The sequence below is a fragment of the Alphaproteobacteria bacterium genome, assembly GCA_019635875.1.
In the GTDB taxonomy this organism is placed as follows: domain Bacteria; phylum Pseudomonadota; class Alphaproteobacteria; order Reyranellales; family Reyranellaceae; genus JAFAZJ01.
On record JAHBYP010000010.1, the window covers coordinates 1 to 15421 of the forward strand.

Sequence of the window (15421 nt, forward strand, 5' to 3'; positions counted from 1 at the left end):
GCGCTTCGTCTCCCTCCCCCCGCGGGGGGGGGGGGGGTGGGGGTGAGGGGTCGTTTCCGGTTGCGCACGGACAGCGGTGCGCCACCTGCTTCAGCCCCTCACCCCGACCCTCTCCCCGCAGGCGGGGAGAGGGAGGAAGACGACACGCCGCGCGCCGCCGCGATGGCGCGCCAGATGCGTTCGGGGGTTGCCGGCATCTCGATGTGCTCGACGCCGAGATCGGCCAGCGCGTCGACGATGGCGTTGACGATCACGCCCAGCGCCGGGGTGATGCCGCCTTCGCCGCCGCCGCGCATGCCCAGCGGATGGGTGGTCGACGGCACCTCGCTCAGCGCCGTGACGAAGGACGGCAGGTCGAGGGCGCGCGGCGTCGCGTAGTCCATGAACGAGGCGCTCAGCATCTGGCCGTGCGCGTCGTAGACGCAATGCTCCATCAGCGCCTGGCCGGCGCCCTGGGCGATGCCGCCATGGGTCTGGCCGTGCAGGATCAGCGGATTGACCGCGCGGCCGACATCGTCGATGGCGCAGTAGGCGACGATGCGCGCCACGCCGGTCTCGGCGTCGACCTCGACCTCGCAGACATGCCAGCCATAGGGATAGGCGCCGACGCGGCTGTCGACGTCGCCGCTGCCGGCAATCGGCCCGTGCCGCTCGGCCAGCGCCAGCAGGCTGACGCGGCGATCGGTGCCCTTCACGGTGAAATGCCCGTCGGCGAAGGCAAGGTCGGCGGTATCGGCCTCGAGCGCCTCGGCCGCCAGCACTTGCGCGCGCTCGACGATGATACCCGAGGCCTGGTGGATCGTGGTCGCCGCCAGGCGCATCGAGCGGCCGGAATGCGAGCCGCCGCCGGCCTGCACCCGCGCCGTGTCGCCGGCCACCAGGCGCACGCGCTGAGCCTCGATGCCGAGCCACTCGGCGATCAGCTGGGCGAAGCTGGTGGCGTGGCCCTGGCCGGCCGAGAGCGTGCCGATCACCACCTCGACGATGCCCTCGGGCAGCACCGTGACCTCGGCGCGTTCCTGCGGCGCGCCGCTTTGCGCTTCGACATAGCCGGCCAGGCCGATGCCGCGGCGCAGCCCGCGCGACGCCGATCGCGCGCGGCGCGCGGCGAAGCCGTCCCAGTCGGCCAGCTGCAGCACGCGCTCGAGCGCGCCGGGGTAGTCGCCGCTGTCGTAGGTGACGCCAAACGGATTGGTGTAGGGCATCGACGATCGCGGCACGAGATTGCGCCGCCGCAGCTCGACGCGGTCGAAGCCGTGGCGCCGCGCGGCGATGTCGATCAGCCGCTCGATCATGAACATGGTCTCGGGCCGGCCGGCGCTGCGATAGGGCGCGGTCGGCGGCGTGTTGCTCATCACGGCGCGCGCATGCGAGGCGGCGGGCAGGCGGTACAGGCTGGTCATCACCTGCGTGCCCTTGGTCAGCGGGATGAACGAGGCGGTGAAGGCGCCGACATTGGACAGGCCGGCGGCGCGCAGCGCGAGGAAGTTGCCCTCGCCATCGAGCGCCAGCTCGCCGCTGGCGCGCAGATCGCGGCCCTGGTAGTCGCTGACGAAGCACTCCTGGCGCTGCGCCGTCCATTTCACCGGCCGGCCGATGCGCTTCGCCGCCCAGGCGACCAGCGCGAACTCGGCATAGAAGAAGTTGCGGGTGCCGAAATTGCCGCCGGTGTCCTCGGCGATGACGCGCACGCGCTCGGGCGCGATGCCCAGGATGATCGCCAGCTCCCGCTTCGGCCGCACCACGCCGCCGCCGCCGGCCCACAGGGTGTAGCTGTTGTCGGCCGCGTCGTAGGCCGCCAGCGCCGCGCGCGGCTCCATCGGCACGCCGGTGACGCGCTGGATCAGGCTGTCGAGCCGCACGACATGCGCGGCGCCGGCGAAGGCGGCCTCGACCGCCTCGCGCGCGCCGACCTGCGCATCGACGGCGATGTTGTGCGGCCGGTCGCCCCACAGCGGCGGCGCGTCGGTCGCGGCGGCGCATGCGCTGTCGGCGACGGCCGGCAGCGCCTCGTACGCGACCTCGACCAGCTCGGCGGCGTCGCGCGCGATGGCGAGCGTCTCGGCGACGACGAAGGCCACCGGCTCGCCGACATGGCGCACGGCGTCGAGTGCCAGCACCGGCTGGCGCAGCACGCGATGCGCCGAGCCGTCGGTGTTGGGCAGGCGGATGTCGGGCGGGCTCATCGCCGCGGGGATGTGCGGGATCGGCTGCAGCCCGTCGGCGATCAGCTCGGCACCCGTCAGCACGCAGAGCACGCCGGGCAGGGCGCGGGCGGCCGTCGCGTCGATTCCGAGAATGCGCGCATGCGCATGCGGCGCGCGCAGCACCACGGCATGCGCCTGTCCCGGCAGGCAGACATCGTCGCTGTAGCGCCCCTTGCCGGTCAGCAGCCGCGCATCCTCGAAGCGCCGCAGCTCGGTGCCGATGCCGTCTTTCATCTAACTTCCCCTGGAGGGGGAAGGTGGCGCGCAGCGCCGGAAGGGGGATGTCGAAGCCGGACGGCGGTGTCGTTGAACCATCCCCCTTCCGCCCTTCGGGCACCTTCCCCCTCCGGGGGAAGGGAGACGATGGTGGCTCATGGCCGGCGCAGCAGCTCTTCCTCGGGCACGCCGGATTCGTAGCGGCGGACCATGTCGTCGGGGTCGAAGGGCACGCCGATCGGGTTCTTCAGGAACGCCTCGGTCTGCAGATAGGCGGCGGCCGCCTCCTTGGTCGCATAGGCGTCGACCTGCAGCTCGATCGAGGTACCGTCGGGGTCATGGTAGTACAGCGACACCGTGGGCCCGTGGTTGATCGGCCGGTAGGGCACGATGCCCTGCGCCTTCAGTCGTTTGTAGGTCGACAGCAGGTCGCCCAGGGTGCGGTAGCCATAGGCGAAATGCGCCAGGCCCCAGGCCTTGGCGTCGGGCGCCAGCAGGTCGGGCACGTTGACGATGGCCAGCCGGTGGTGCTCCTCGTCGTAGGTCAAAAAGCAGATGCGCCCGTCGTCGAACACGGTGCGCGCATTGAGCACGCGCTCGTACCAGCGGCGCATCGCATCGTATTTCGAGGTGCGCACGACGAAATGCGCGAAGATCGCCGGCGATCGCGGCGTGGTGTCGAGCGGGCGCCTGAGGTTGTCGGCTGTCGAGTCCATGGCGCGCACCTCAGCCGATCGCCGGCGGCGGGCCGTCGGGCCGGCGCATCAATTCCTGCTCCGGCACGCCGGACTCGAATCGCCGCACCATGTCCTCGGGATCGAAGTTCACGCCGATCGGGTTGGCGCGGAACGACTCGCTGGTGAAGAACGCCGAGGCCTCCTGCTTGCTGGCGAAGACGTCGACCTGCAGCTCGACCGAGTTGCCGTCGGGATCGCGGTAGTACAGCGACACCGTGGGCCCGTGGTTGATCGGCCAGTAGGGCTCGATGCCCGCCGCCTTGAGCCGGCGATACGTCGCCAGCAGGTCGCCCAGGGTGGCGTAGGTGTAGGCGACGTGGTGCACGCCGCGCGCCTTCTCGTCGCGCGCCGCGAGGCCGGGCATCTCGATGATGGCGACGCGGTGGTGCTCCTCGTCGTAGGTCATGAAGCACAGCACGCCGTTGTCCTGCACGACGCGCGCGTTGAGCACGGTCAGGTACCACTGGCGCATCGCCGCGAGATTGGATGTCTGCAGGACAAAGTGCGCGAAGAGGCTGGGCGAGACCGCGCGCGCGTCGAGCGGGCGCCTGAGGTTGTCGGCTGTGGAGTCCATGGACGAGCTCCGGATGGCTGGATCAGGCTTCCGACAATACTCCCTTCCCCCGCAGGGGGAAGGTGCCCGAAGGGCGGAAGGGGGATGCCTCAACGACATCGGTGTCCGTCTTCGACATCCCCCTTCCGTCGCTGCGCGCCACCTTCCCCCTCCGGGGGACGGCAGGGCATAGTGGCGCCATGAGCCTCGAATTCCTGATCACCACCTTCATCATCGTCGCCTCGCCCGGCACCGGCGTGCTCTACACGCTGGCCGCCGGGCTGACGCGCGGCTCGCGCGCCAGCGTCGTCGCCGCCTTCGGCTGCACGCTCGGCATCGTGCCGCACATGGCGGCGGCGATCCTGGGACTCGCCGCCCTGCTGCACACCAGCGCGCTCGCCTTCGAGATCTTCAAGTATGTCGGCGTCGCCTACCTGCTGTGGATGGCGTGGAGCACGCTGCAGGAGCGCGGCGCGCTCAGGGTCGAGGAGGGCGCGGTCGGCGGCCGCTCCTTCCTGCAGGTCACGCTCGAGGCGATCCTGATCAACATCCTCAATCCCAAGCTCTCGATCTTCTTCCTCGCCTTCCTGCCGCAATTCGTCAGCGCCGAGGAGGCGCGGCCGCTGGCCAGCATGCTGATGCTCAGCGGCGTCTTCATGCTGATGACCTTCGTGATCTTCGTCGGCTACGGCCTGCTCGCTGCCTCGGTCCGCGACCACGTGATCTCGCGCCCGCGCGTGCTCGCCTGGATGCGCCGCACGTTTGCGGCGGCGTTCGTGGCGCTGGGCGCCAGGCTCGCGGTGGCGGATCGGTAGTCGTTGTCATTCCGAGCGCAGCGAGGAATCCAGTCAGCGTCGCTGGATTCCTCGCTGCGCTCGGAATGACAGAGGAGGATGCGGCGAAGCCCTACGACTCCAGCTCGCTGTCCCAGTACAGGAAGTCGCGCCAGCTCTGGTGCAGGTGGTTGGGCGGGAAGGCGCGGCCGTGGTCCTGCAGCTCGGCGGTCGAGGGCTCGTAGGGCGCGCGGATCGGGTACATGCCGGCCTGCTTGGGCAGCTTGTCGCCCTTCAGCAGGTTGCACGGGCTGCACGCGGTGACGACGTTGCGCCAGGTCGTGATGCCGCCGCGCGAGCGCGGCACGACGTGGTCGAAGGTCAGGTCGGGCGCGTTGAACGGCTCGGCGCAGTACTGGCAGGTGAAGCTGTCGCGCAGGAAGACGTTGAAGCGCGTGAAGGCCGGGCGGCGCTCGGCCGGCACGAACTCCTTCAGCGCGATGACGCTGGGCAGGCGCATCTCGATGCTCGGGCTGCGCACCCGGCGGTCATACTCGGCGACGACGTTGACACGATCGAGGAACACCGCCTTGACGGCATCCTGCCAGCTCCAGAGAGACAAGGGGAAGTACGACAACGGCCGAAAATCGGCGTTCAGCACCAGAGCGGGACAGGACTCGGGCGCCGCGTACATGGCTATCGACTTTGCGCGACAAAGCGCGCGCGTTGTGCTTCGTACTCCATGGCGGGCGCATAGTGGCGGATGCGGCCGCGAAACACAACGGGTTGATTCCGCGCGGGCGTGACGGCGCGGTGAAGTGTCTGTGGCACAGGTGTTACAGCCTTCTCCCTCTCCCCGCGTGCGGGGAGAGGGTCGGGGTGAGGGGCTGATTCAGGTTGCGCACGACCGTGGTGCGTCACTCGATGCAGCCCCTCACCCTAACCCTCTCCCCGCGTGCGGGGAGAGGGAATGACTATTCCGCCGCGACCTTGAGGCTGGTCGGCACGGGCTGTCCGGCGAGCAGCGCGGCGCGGGCGGCCTCGTACTCGCGCGCCAGGCGGTCGACGATCTCCGCCGCCGGCGGGGTGTCGAAGATCTGGCCGACGCCCTGGCCGGCGCCCCAGATGTCGCGCCAGGCCTTGGTCTTCATGTTGCCGCCCGAGCCGAAGTTCATCTTGCTCTTGTCGGCGGTCGGCAGGTCGTCGGGGTCGAGCCCGGCGGCGGCGATCGAGCGCTTCAGGTAGTTGCCGTGCACGCCGGTGAACAGATTCGTATAGACGATCTCCTCGCCCGAGCTGTCGACGATGCACTGTTTGTTGCCCTCGGAGGCGTTGGCTTCCTTCGACGCCGTGAAGCGCGTGCCGATATAGGCGAGGTCGGCGCCCACCGCCTGCGCCGCCAGCACCGAGGCGCCGTTGGCGATCGAGCCCGAGAGCAGGATGCAGCCGTCGTAGAACTGGCGCACTTCGGGGACCAGTGCGAAGGGCGACAGCGCGCCGGCATGGCCGCCGGCGCCGGCGCAGACCAGGATCAGGCCGTCGACGCCGGCCTGCAGCGCGCGCTTCGCATGCTTGGTGTTGATCACGTCGTGGAACACCAGGCAGCCATAGCGATGCGCCGACTTCACCACGTCGTCGGGCGCGCGCAGCGAGGTGATCTGGATCGGCACCTGGTACTTCTCGCAGAGATCGACGTCGTGCTGCAGCCGGTCGTTGGAGCTGTGCACGATCTGGTTGACCGCGAAGGGTGCCACGATCTTCTCGGGATGCTTGGCCTTGTACTCGGCGAGCTCGCCAGTGATTCGCTTGAGCCACTCCTCGAGCAGCTCCTTGGGGCGCGCGTTGAGCGCCGGGAAGGAGCCGACGATGCCCGCCTTGCACTGAGCGATGACGAGATCGGGATTGGACTGGATGAACAGCGGCGCACCGACCACGGGGATGCGCAGCCGGCCTTGCAGCTTGGCGGGGAGAGCCATCGTCTAACTTGCTCCTGTCACTTCAGCAATTCGTAGGCGCCGCCCTTGTCGAGCGCGCGTTTGTAGGCGGGGCGGGCGTGGATGCGCTCGACGAAGGCCGAGAGCTTCGGCAGCTGCCTGAACAGCGGCGAGCGCGCCGCCGCGGCTTCCAGCGGGAAGCTCATCTGGATGTCGGCGGCGGTGAACGCCGCGCCGGCGAACCACTCGTGCTTCTGCAGCTCGCTCTCGAGGAACATGAAGTGATTGCCGAATTGCGGGTTGAGCAGCGTCTTGTCGGCGCCGGCGGCGATCGCTCTGGCCACCGGCTTCATGAACCACGGCACGCGCGCGGGCAGGCGGCCGAACACCAGCTTCATGAGCAGCAGCGGCATCAGCGAGCCTTCGGCGTAGTGCAGGAAGTAGCGGTAGCGCAGCAGCTCCGGCGTGCCGGCGGCGGGCCTGAGCCGGCCGTCGCCGTAGGTCTCGGCGAGGTATTCGAGGATCGCGCCCGATTCGGCCAGCGTCCGCTCGCCGTCGCTGATCACCGGCGCCTTGCCCAGCGGATGCACGGCGCGCAGCGAGGCCGGCGCCTGCATCGAGGGCTCGCGCTCGTAGCGCTTGATCTCGTAGTCGACGCCCAGCTCCTCCAGCGCCCACAGGATGCGCTGCGAGCGCGAGTTGTTGAGGTGGTGGACGGTGATCATGGGGTCAGCCTCTTGCCTTCCCCCGGAGGGGGAAGGTGGCGCGCAGCGACGGAAGGGGGATGCATCAACAACATCGGTGTTCGTCTTCGACATCCCCCATCCGCCCTGCGGGCACCTTCCCCCTCCGGGGGAAGGTAGTCTTCAGAGCGCACCCGGCCGCCAGTTGCCGTGGAAGCCGGCGGGCACGCGGTGCGACAGATGGGCCAGCGCGATCGGCCCCTTGTCAACGCCCGTGGCGTCGAACACCGCGAGATCGCTGCGGTTTTCCGCTGCGCGATAGATCGTCGTCACCAGCCAGCCATCGCCTTCCGCCGCCGTATCGCTGCGCGGCACGAAGATCGGCTCGCCGCAGAAATCGCCGTTGTCGGGCTGCCAGTGCAGCACCTTGCCGGTCGCCAGGTCGATATGCGCCAGCCCGGCGCGCTTCTCGCGCTCGACATCGGTCTCGGTCGGCACGCCGGCCTGAAAATAGCCGTGGCGGTTGGGCAGGCAGGCGAAGCGCTCGTCGAGCCGCGGGAACTCGCCGGGATGATCGTCGAGCGCCTCCTCGCGATACGAATTGCTCGTGCCCGCCGGATCGAAGGTCCAGCGCACCAGGGTCGCTTTCGGCGAGTGCTGCGTCGGCATCGAGCCGTCGGGGCGCGGGAAGAGCGGCGCCACCGGATACTTCATCATGTCGCAGACGATCCGGCCACCCTCGGCGTCGAAGGCGTTGAGCGGATGGAAAACGTAGCAGGCATCGCCGGTGATCCACTTGACGTCGGCCACCGTGCCGTCGCGCGGGATCAGCGCGACATGGGTGCCCTTGTCGGGCTCCCAGGCGAAGGCCGGCTGGCCCTTCATCGCCCGCTCCATCGAGCCGGTCAGCGGGAACACCGGCAGGATGATCCAGCGCTCGGTGACGACGAAGTCGTGGATCATGCTGGAGTAGGGCGCCGCGAAGCGCTCCTTGCGCTTGAGCGTGCCATCGGCGCCGACGACGATGAGGTCGACCTCGGGCGTGAAGCGGCCGGCGGCGGCATAGGCGAAGGCCACCATGTCGCCGTTGCGCGGATCGATCTTGGGATGCGCGGTGAAGCGGCCGACCTCGCCGTTCCAGTCGCGGTAGCCTTTCGGCATGAGCGTTTTCGCATCGACCTCGAAGGGTGCATGCGCCTCTTCGAGCGCCAGCAGGCGGTCGCCGTGCCAGACGACATTGGTGTTGGCCAGTGTCGAGTCGAAGCCCCAGTGCTTCTGGTCGGTCCACATCGGGTTGCCGAAGGCGCCGATCAGCGCCTCGCCGGCCTTGTGCTCCAGCTCCCATTTGGGCGTGCGCACCCAGCGATTGCGATAGGAGACGCGGCCGTCCTCGAGGTGGAAGGCATGCAGCATGCCGTCGCCGGCGAACCAGTGATAGAAGCCGCGCGGCGCGAATTGCGGGTTGGGCCCGTTGCGGTAGAGCGTGCCGCAGAGCGCCTTCGGGATCTCGCCGGTGATCGGCAGATGATCCGCATCGCACTCCATGTGCAGCGGCGCGTAGTAGCCGCGCAGGAAGGGATGGTCGGGGAAAGCCTTGGCCATGAGCGTTCCTCCACGCCGGGAGTTTTAAGGGTAACGCTGTGAATTTATAGAACCTAACAATGTTCAGATGATCGCGCAAGGGGGAAGCGGAGTCTGTCATCCCTCGCTGCGCTCGGGATGACAGGCCAGGTTCCTCAATCGCCGGTGGACGAGTCCTGCGGCGGCACGAACATGCGGCCGAAGTAGAAGCTGCCGGCGAGGCCGACGGCGAGGATGAACAGGCCGCTGGCCAGCACCGTCGAGGTGACGCCCAGGCGCTCGAACAGCACCGTGGCGCCGAGGCTGGCGAGCAGCTGCATGCCGGCCATCAGCGCCATGCGGATGCGAAAGACGCGCGCGATGTCGGCGCCGCGGAACACGGTCTGCAGCCGCGTGATCATCGGGATGAAGAAGAACGGCCCGCCGATGCCGGCGATCAGCGCCGTCAGCATCATCGCCGGCAGGAGCCAGTCGGGCTGGATCGCCCAGGTCGCCAGCGCCATCAGCACGAAGCCGCCGCCCATGGCGATGTAGCCGACATACATCACCTGCAGCGGCCGCCGGAAGCGCACGCTGCCGACATAGAGATTGGCGAGGAGGTCGCCGACGCCATAGGCGCCCATGACCACGCCATAGGCGGCGAGATCCCCGATGCCGAGGAAACGCGGGTCGTAGGTCTTCACCAGCAGCGCCACGCCGAGCATCAGCGTGACCATCCACGGCCCGTTCACCATGGCGTTGCTCAGCATCAGGATGGTCATCACCCGGTCGCGGAACAGCAGCAGGCGATAGCCGATCGCCATGCTCGACAGCAGTCCGCGCCAGCCCGGATCGATCTTGGGGATGTCGGCGGGATCGCGCTGGATGCGCGCGCGGATCGAGAATACCGCCGCCGCCGCCCACAGCATGCCCGCCGCCGTGACGGTGAGGAAATGGATGACCGGGATGATCGCCGAGAGCAGCGCGGCGATCGCCGGGCCGAGCAGGCGCGCCAGCCGCCACGTCGTGTCGAGCAGGCCGTTGACCGCCTGCAGCCAGTCGCGTTCGCGCACCAGGGTGGGCACCACCGATTGCAGGGCCGGGGCGTAGAAGGTGCGCAGCATCGCCAGCCCGACCACGGTGGCGATCAGCAGCGCCAGGGTGACGCTGTAGAGGCTGCCGATGATCACCGGCAGCATGACGATCGCCGCCGACATCAGGCTCACCGCGACCATGGTGCGGTCGGGCTTCCAGCGCTCGGCGATGGCGCCGGCGGTCAGCCCGACGATCAGCATGGTGGCGTTCTGCGCCGCGGTGACCAGAGGCGCCTGGTTGCCGGCGATCTCGACGGCGAGCCAGACGATGGCGACGCGGAAGACATCCTCGCCGATGGTCGAGGCCGCCATGCCGAGCCACAGGATGGCGATGGCGCGGTCCTGGAACGGGCGCAGGATGGGCAGCATCACGCGCTCCGCAGAAGAGAAGACCAACCACAGAGACACAGAGACACAGAGGAAGACCAAGACCACTGCGCGCTGCGCGCGCGCATGAACTTTCTCTTCCTCTGTGTCTCTGTGTCTCTGTGGTGATCCTTCTTCATCATCACAGCCGTCCGGCGAAACTTCCTTCCCCCGGAGGGGGAAGGTGGCGCGCAGCGCCGGAAGGGAGATGTCGAAGACGGACAGCGATGTCGTTGAGACATCCCCCATCCGCCCTTCGGGCACCTTCCCCCTCCGGGGGAAGGTAGGAGATCGTGTTCCTCATCACAGCCGCTTCTCGAGCACGACCTCGTAGTCGCTGAATCCGGCCTTGCGGTAGGCGCGGATGGCCTGCTCGTTGCTGGCGAGCGATCCCAGGCGCAGGCGCGTCACGCCGTGCGGCCGCACGCGACGCTCGGCCTCGGCGACCAGCAGCGCGGCGATGTTGCGGCCGCGCATCCCGGCCACGACAAAGACGTCGGAGATGTAGCCGAAGACGTTGGAATCGGCGGTTTCCGCCGGCGCGTCGTCGGTCTCGATGCGGCAGGCCATGTAGCCGACGCGCTCGTCGCCGTTGAAGGCGACGACGATGCAGCCGTGATCGGTCGCGATCTTGCCGTGGATCTTGTTGAAGTAGGCTTCGGCGATCTCCGCGCCCGGCAGGCGGGTGTCGTGCAGGGCGCGTTCGTGGTCGTTGAGCTGGGCGATGGCGCTCAGCAGGAACGGACGGTCTTCGGGCGTGAAGTCGCGCAGGACGATGCTCAGCGTTTCCACACCCCGGCATCCTTCGAGGTGAAACCGAGCGCGCGATAGGTCGCGTCGACCAGCGACTGGCCACGCTCGTTGAGCAGCAGGCCGGGACCCATGCGGTTCATGCTGTAGCCGAAGCTCAGGCCATTGGCCGGATCGGCGAAGCCCAGCGAGCCGCCGGCGCCGACATGGCCGAACGCCGTCGGCCCCATGATCACGCTGTCGCAGTCCTCGCCCCAGATCGAGGGCGCCAGGCTGCGCCTGCGGTTGTCCATCGACTTCATGAAGCCCAGCGCGAAGCGGGTCGGGATGCGCAATGTCGCATCGTCGTGCGTCGCCATCGACACCTCGCCCATGCGCGCCAGGGTCGCCGGGTCGACCAGCGACCCGCCGCCATTGGCCAGCGGCGCGTACATGCCGGCCAGCCCGCGCGCGTTGGTCACGCCATTGGCTGCACCGATCTCGGCGGCGCGGCCCTCGCGCGTGTTGGCGCCGCCGGTGCGCCACTTGCCGGTGTTGAAGTAGAACAGCGCCGGGATCGACTGCGGCTCCTTGGCCAGCGCGATCATGAACGGCGTGCGCGCGTCCTTGGCGGCATAGACAAAGGGGATGATCGGCGCGACGCGCGGCTCGATCGCCTCAGGCAGGCCGATCCAGAAATCGATGCCCAGCGGTTTGGCGATCTCGTCCTGGAAGAACGTGCCGAGCGATTTCTGCGACACGCGGCGCACCATCTCGCCCACCGTCCAGCCGAAGGTGAAGCCGTGATAGCCGTTGCGCGTGCCCGGCTCCCAGAACGGCGCCTCGGCCGCCAGCCGGCTGGTCATGTAGTGCCAGTCGTAGGACAGGTCCTTGTCGACCGGATCGCGCAGCGCCGGCACGGCCGAGGAATGGTCGAGCATCATGCGCGTGGTGACGCGCTCCTTGCCCTGGGCGGCGAAGGCCTCCCATGTCTCCTTCACCGGCGCGTCGATATCGAGCTGGCCGCGGCTGGCGAGCACATGGGCGCACAGCGCCGTGGCGCCCTTGGTGCAGGAGAAGACGACGCTCACCGTGTCGCGCGTCCACGGCGTGCGCGCCTTGGGATCGGCCAGCCCGCCCCACAGATCGACCTTGGTCTCGCCGCCCACGGTGAGGCAGAGCGAGGCGCCGACCTCGCCGTGCTCGCGGAAGTTCCGGATGAAGGCTTGCGCCACGGCGTCGAAGCCCGACGCCACCGTGCCCTCGACGACGCCATGCTCGCCGATCGTCTCTTTCAGCGCGCTCATCTGGCCCTCACTCCGAAGGCGCGCAGCAGGAAGCGCGCGCATTGCTCCAGGCCCTGGCCGTCGATCGAATGGCCGACGCCCCGGGCGACGTGGCTGCCGACCGTCACGCCCAGCGACCGCAACGCCGTCTCGGCGCGATCCATCATCTCGAACGGCACCATGGGATCGGCGTCGCCATGGATCAGCAGCACCGGCGGCTTCGAGCGGATCTCGTCCGGCAGGGTCTCGATGCCCGGCAGCAGGCCGGAGAAGCCGACGATGCCGGCGAGGGGCTTCTCGCGGCGCAGGCCGACATGCAGCGACATCATCGTGCCCTGCGAGAAGCCGATGAAGGCGGTGTCGGCCTCGCTCAGATCGTACTCGGCCAGCTTGGCGTCGAGGAACGCCTCGACGAAGGGCGCCGAGCCGCGCACGCCGGCCAGCATCAGGTGCGGATCCAGCCGCGAGATGCCGAACCACTGATAGCCGAACGGGTTGCCGTCGCAGGGATAGGGCGCGTTGGGCGCATGAAAGACCACGTCTGGCATCAGCGGCGCCAGCGGCTCGGCCAGCCCGATCAGGTCGTTGCCGTCGGCACCGTAGCCGTGCAGCAGGATCGCCAGCTTCCTCGGCTGACCGCCGCCGGCGGGCGCGTGCACCGGGCCTTCGAGCTCGAACATCAGGACCTCCGGCGCGGTGCGGGCTTCTTCTTCGCCGCCGCCTTCTTTTTCGCGGCGGGCTTCTTCGTCTTCTTCTTCGCAGCCGGTTTCTTCGGTGCGGCGGCGCGTTTGGCCTTGCGCTCTTCCTTCGCCAGGCGCTCGGCGGCGCGGCGCGCGATGGCGGCGGGGCTGTCGCTGAAATCCGGCATGTTGTGGCGATAGTGCCAGAGGAACAGCGAGGCCACCGTGCGCCACGGCCGCCAGGCCTCGGCCATCGTCAGGAGCCGCTTGGGATCGGGCCGCCGGCGCAGGCCGAAGAAATGCTGCGCGGCGACGATGATGCCCAGATCGTTGGCCGGCATCACGTCGGGCCGGCCGAGCGCGAACATCATGTAGATCTCGGCGGTCCAGCGGCCGATGCCCTTGGCCTGGGTCAGCATGGCGATCACCGCATCGTCGTCGAGCTCCGGCAGATGCTCGAAGACGATGCGCTTCTCAGCCGTGTCCAGCGCCAGCGAACGCGCGAACTTCACCTTGTTGTTGGAAAGCCCGCAGGCGCGCAGCTCGGCGTCGCTGAACTCCAGCAGGCGCTGCGGCGTCATCGGCACGACCAGGGCGGCCACGCGATCCCAGATGCTGCGCGCGGCGTAGACCGAGACCTGCTGGCCGACGATGGCGCGCAGGAGCGCGGCGTAGCCTTCCTCGGCGCTGCGCAGGGGCGGCTGGCCGTAGGTTGCGAGCCCGGCGGCGAAGCGCGGATCGATTGCGCCCAGCGCCGTCATGCCCTCCAGCACATGCTCCTCGGTGAGGCGAAAGGGAATCGACATGGCCGGCGACATAGCACGCCGCCACAGGCCGCGCTAACCTCGCGACCCATGACCCCTGTGGTTACCCGCTTTGCGCCCAGCCCGACCGGATACCTGCATCTGGGCCACGCGTTTTCCGCGCTCACCGCCTGGCATGCCGCGCGCGACATCGGCGGCCACTTCCTGCTGCGCATCGAGGACATCGACATCCGCCGCTGCAAGGCGGAATTCAGCGAGGCCATCCTGGTCGATCTCGCCTGGCTCGGGCTGGACTGGGACGGCGCGGTGCGTCGCCAGTCCGAGCACTTCGGCGATTACGGCGAAGCGCTCGACCGGCTGTCGGGCATGGGGCTGGTCTATCCCTGCTTCTGCACCCGCGCCGACATCGCCGCCGCCACCAGCGCGCCGCATGGTCCCGACGGCCCGCTCTATCCCGGCACCTGCCGCCATCGTCCGGCCGGCGAACGCCGTCGCCTGATGCAGGCGGGCACCGAGTTCGCGCTGCGCCTCGACGCGGCGAAGGCGGCAGAGACGGCCGGAGCCTACGCCTTCCACGACGCGCTGCACGGCGACGTCACGGGCGAGCCGCTGCTGCTGGGCGACGTGGTGATCGCGCGCAAGGACACGCCGACGAGCTATCACCTCGCCGTCACGGTCGACGACCATCTGCAGGAGGTCACCCTGGTGACGCGCGGCGAGGATCTCTATTCCGCCACGCATGTCCATGTCCTGCTGCAGCGCCTGCTGGGCTACGCCACGCCGCGCTACGCCCATCACCGGCTGCTGACCGACGCCGAGGGCCGCCGTTTCGCCAAGCGCGACAGGGCGCTCACGCTGCGATCGATGCGCGAGGCCGGCCTCTCGCCCGACGACGTGCGAGCACAGGCGGGATTCGATTGACTCCTGCCCTCCCACGCCAGCGGGGGAAGGAATGAACCGTCACTGCAGCCCGAGCGCCGTCTCGGCCGGCGGCGCGTTGCGCCTCGCCCAGTCGTCGAGCAGCTTGCCGTAGCTGGGCGCCAGCGGCGGATTGACCATCTTCAGGATCGCCGCCAGGGCGTAGCAATTGGCCGGGCGAGAGGCCCAGGAATCGAGCATCGGACCGTAGAGATCGGCGACCGGTGGATTGACCTGCTTGAGGATGTCGACCAGCACGCGCTGGCAGCCCATGCCGGGCGCGCAGGCTGCGAGTCGCACCCATTCGTCCAGCCGCGCGCCATATTGCGGCGCCAGGGCCGGATTGATCCGGCGCACGATGCGCGCGAGGTCCTCGCGTTGCGCGGCCGATCGCAGCCCGCTCATCGGCGTCGCTCGGCGACCAGACGACCGTGCGCTCGTGTGGCGGCCAGCTTGCCCGCCCAGGTGTCGAGCGCCGGGCCATAGGCCAGAACCGTGGGCGGATTGACCAGCCGCAGGATGCGCGCCAGCTCGAGGCGATCGGCCGGCTTGGCGGCCCAGGCATCGAGCAGCGGTCCATATATCGCGGCCGATTCGGGGTTGACCGCCTTCAGGATGTCGGCCAGGGCGCGGCGACTCGCCAGATTGGGGGAGATGCGCGCGAGCAGGCCCCACGACGCAAGCATGGGGCCATACGCGCCCGCGGTGATGGGGTTGATCGTACGGACGATGGTGAGGAGTTCCTCGCGATCGTCGTTGGAGAAGCAGAAATCGGACATCGAAGGCTCCAGCGCTGCGCCATGCGGGAGCCATCGTCGGCGATCCGCACCGGGTCGCGCTGTTCCCTGCGTCACATCCCGGGCGACGGACAGAGGCCCGGAGCCGACCGGGGACCTGGCGGCGTTCGGCTGTCTTCGGGCC

The 15421-nt window shown here is 69.1% G+C and carries 16 protein-coding genes; 2 read left to right on the forward strand and 14 right to left on the reverse strand.

Translation table 11 applies throughout. From position 1 onward, the window contains the following. Window positions 1-98: 98 nt before the first annotated feature. From KF889_26685 to KF889_26695, 3 genes are all read right to left on the reverse strand, one after another. Window positions 99-2441 (reverse strand): xanthine dehydrogenase family protein molybdopterin-binding subunit, encoded by a 2343-nt coding sequence (locus tag KF889_26685; GenBank protein MBX3503046.1) that lies wholly within the window; start codon window positions 2439-2441, stop codon window positions 99-101. A 137-nt stretch (window positions 2442-2578) separates the two neighbouring features. Continuing rightward, complete coding sequence (locus tag KF889_26690; GenBank protein MBX3503047.1) at window positions 2579-3139, reverse strand: VOC family protein; 561 nt, start codon at window positions 3137-3139, stop codon at window positions 2579-2581. 10 nt (window positions 3140-3149) lie between these two features. Then, entirely contained in the window at window positions 3150-3734 is a 585-nt protein-coding gene (locus KF889_26695; GenBank protein ID MBX3503048.1) for a VOC family protein, read from the reverse strand. A gap of 179 nt (window positions 3735-3913) precedes the next feature. On the opposite strand from KF889_26695, the gene KF889_26700 reads away from it, so the two are divergent. Continuing rightward, window positions 3914-4528, forward strand: a complete 615-nt coding sequence (locus tag KF889_26700) for a LysE family translocator (protein MBX3503049.1) — start codon at window positions 3914-3916, stop codon at window positions 4526-4528. A 91-nt stretch (window positions 4529-4619) separates the two neighbouring features. Here KF889_26700 and KF889_26705 read toward each other — a convergent pair whose 3' ends face one another. The 9 genes from KF889_26705 to KF889_26745 all read right to left on the reverse strand — a co-directional run bounded on the left by KF889_26705 (window position 4620) and on the right by KF889_26745 (window position 13624). Then, window positions 4620-5180: an HNH endonuclease gene (locus KF889_26705; protein MBX3503050.1), complete on the reverse strand. Its 561-nt coding sequence runs from the start codon at window positions 5178-5180 to the stop codon at window positions 4620-4622. Window positions 5181-5460: 280 nt separating this feature from the next. Then, window positions 5461-6462, reverse strand: a complete 1002-nt coding sequence (locus KF889_26710; GenBank protein ID MBX3503051.1) for a nitronate monooxygenase — start codon at window positions 6460-6462, stop codon at window positions 5461-5463. 17 nt (window positions 6463-6479) lie between these two features. Continuing rightward, complete coding sequence (locus KF889_26715; protein MBX3503052.1) at window positions 6480-7145, reverse strand: glutathione S-transferase; 666 nt, start codon at window positions 7143-7145, stop codon at window positions 6480-6482. Between the two features lie 141 nt (window positions 7146-7286). Continuing rightward, window positions 7287-8705 (reverse strand): carotenoid oxygenase family protein, encoded by a 1419-nt coding sequence (locus tag KF889_26720; GenBank protein ID MBX3503053.1) that lies wholly within the window; start codon window positions 8703-8705, stop codon window positions 7287-7289. A 134-nt stretch (window positions 8706-8839) separates the two neighbouring features. After that, window positions 8840-10126 (reverse strand): MFS transporter, encoded by a 1287-nt coding sequence (locus KF889_26725; GenBank protein ID MBX3503054.1) that lies wholly within the window; start codon window positions 10124-10126, stop codon window positions 8840-8842. Between the two features lie 300 nt (window positions 10127-10426). Then, entirely contained in the window at window positions 10427-10915 is a 489-nt protein-coding gene (locus tag KF889_26730; GenBank protein ID MBX3503055.1) for a GNAT family N-acetyltransferase, read from the reverse strand. Further along, window positions 10903-12159, reverse strand: a complete 1257-nt coding sequence (locus KF889_26735; protein MBX3503056.1) for a beta-lactamase family protein — start codon at window positions 12157-12159, stop codon at window positions 10903-10905. Before KF889_26735 ends, KF889_26730 begins: the two co-directional genes overlap by 13 nt. Next, window positions 12156-12818 (reverse strand): dienelactone hydrolase family protein, encoded by a 663-nt coding sequence (locus KF889_26740; protein ID MBX3503057.1) that lies wholly within the window; start codon window positions 12816-12818, stop codon window positions 12156-12158. Before KF889_26740 ends, KF889_26735 begins: the two co-directional genes overlap by 4 nt. Then, on the reverse strand, window positions 12818-13624 hold the full coding sequence (locus KF889_26745) for a DNA-3-methyladenine glycosylase 2 family protein (GenBank protein MBX3503058.1): 807 nt from the start codon (window positions 13622-13624) through the stop codon (window positions 12818-12820). Before KF889_26745 ends, KF889_26740 begins: the two co-directional genes overlap by 1 nt. Window positions 13625-13672: 48 nt before the next feature. Here KF889_26745 and gluQRS point away from each other — a divergent pair, with 48 nt between their 5' ends. Then, window positions 13673-14503 carry a tRNA glutamyl-Q(34) synthetase GluQRS gene (gene gluQRS, locus KF889_26750; GenBank protein MBX3503059.1) on the forward strand — a complete coding sequence of 277 codons (831 nt, stop codon included), beginning with the start codon at window positions 13673-13675 and terminating at the stop codon, window positions 14501-14503. Between the two features lie 39 nt (window positions 14504-14542). Here the strand turns inward: gluQRS and KF889_26755 are convergent, their stop codons facing one another. Both KF889_26755 and KF889_26760 read right to left on the reverse strand, forming a co-directional pair. Next, window positions 14543-14905, reverse strand: a complete 363-nt coding sequence (locus KF889_26755; GenBank protein ID MBX3503060.1) for a hypothetical protein — start codon at window positions 14903-14905, stop codon at window positions 14543-14545. Beyond that, window positions 14902-15279, reverse strand: a complete 378-nt coding sequence (locus KF889_26760; GenBank protein MBX3503061.1) for a hypothetical protein — start codon at window positions 15277-15279, stop codon at window positions 14902-14904. Before KF889_26760 ends, KF889_26755 begins: the two co-directional genes overlap by 4 nt. Between the last annotated feature and the right edge of the window lie 142 nt (window positions 15280-15421).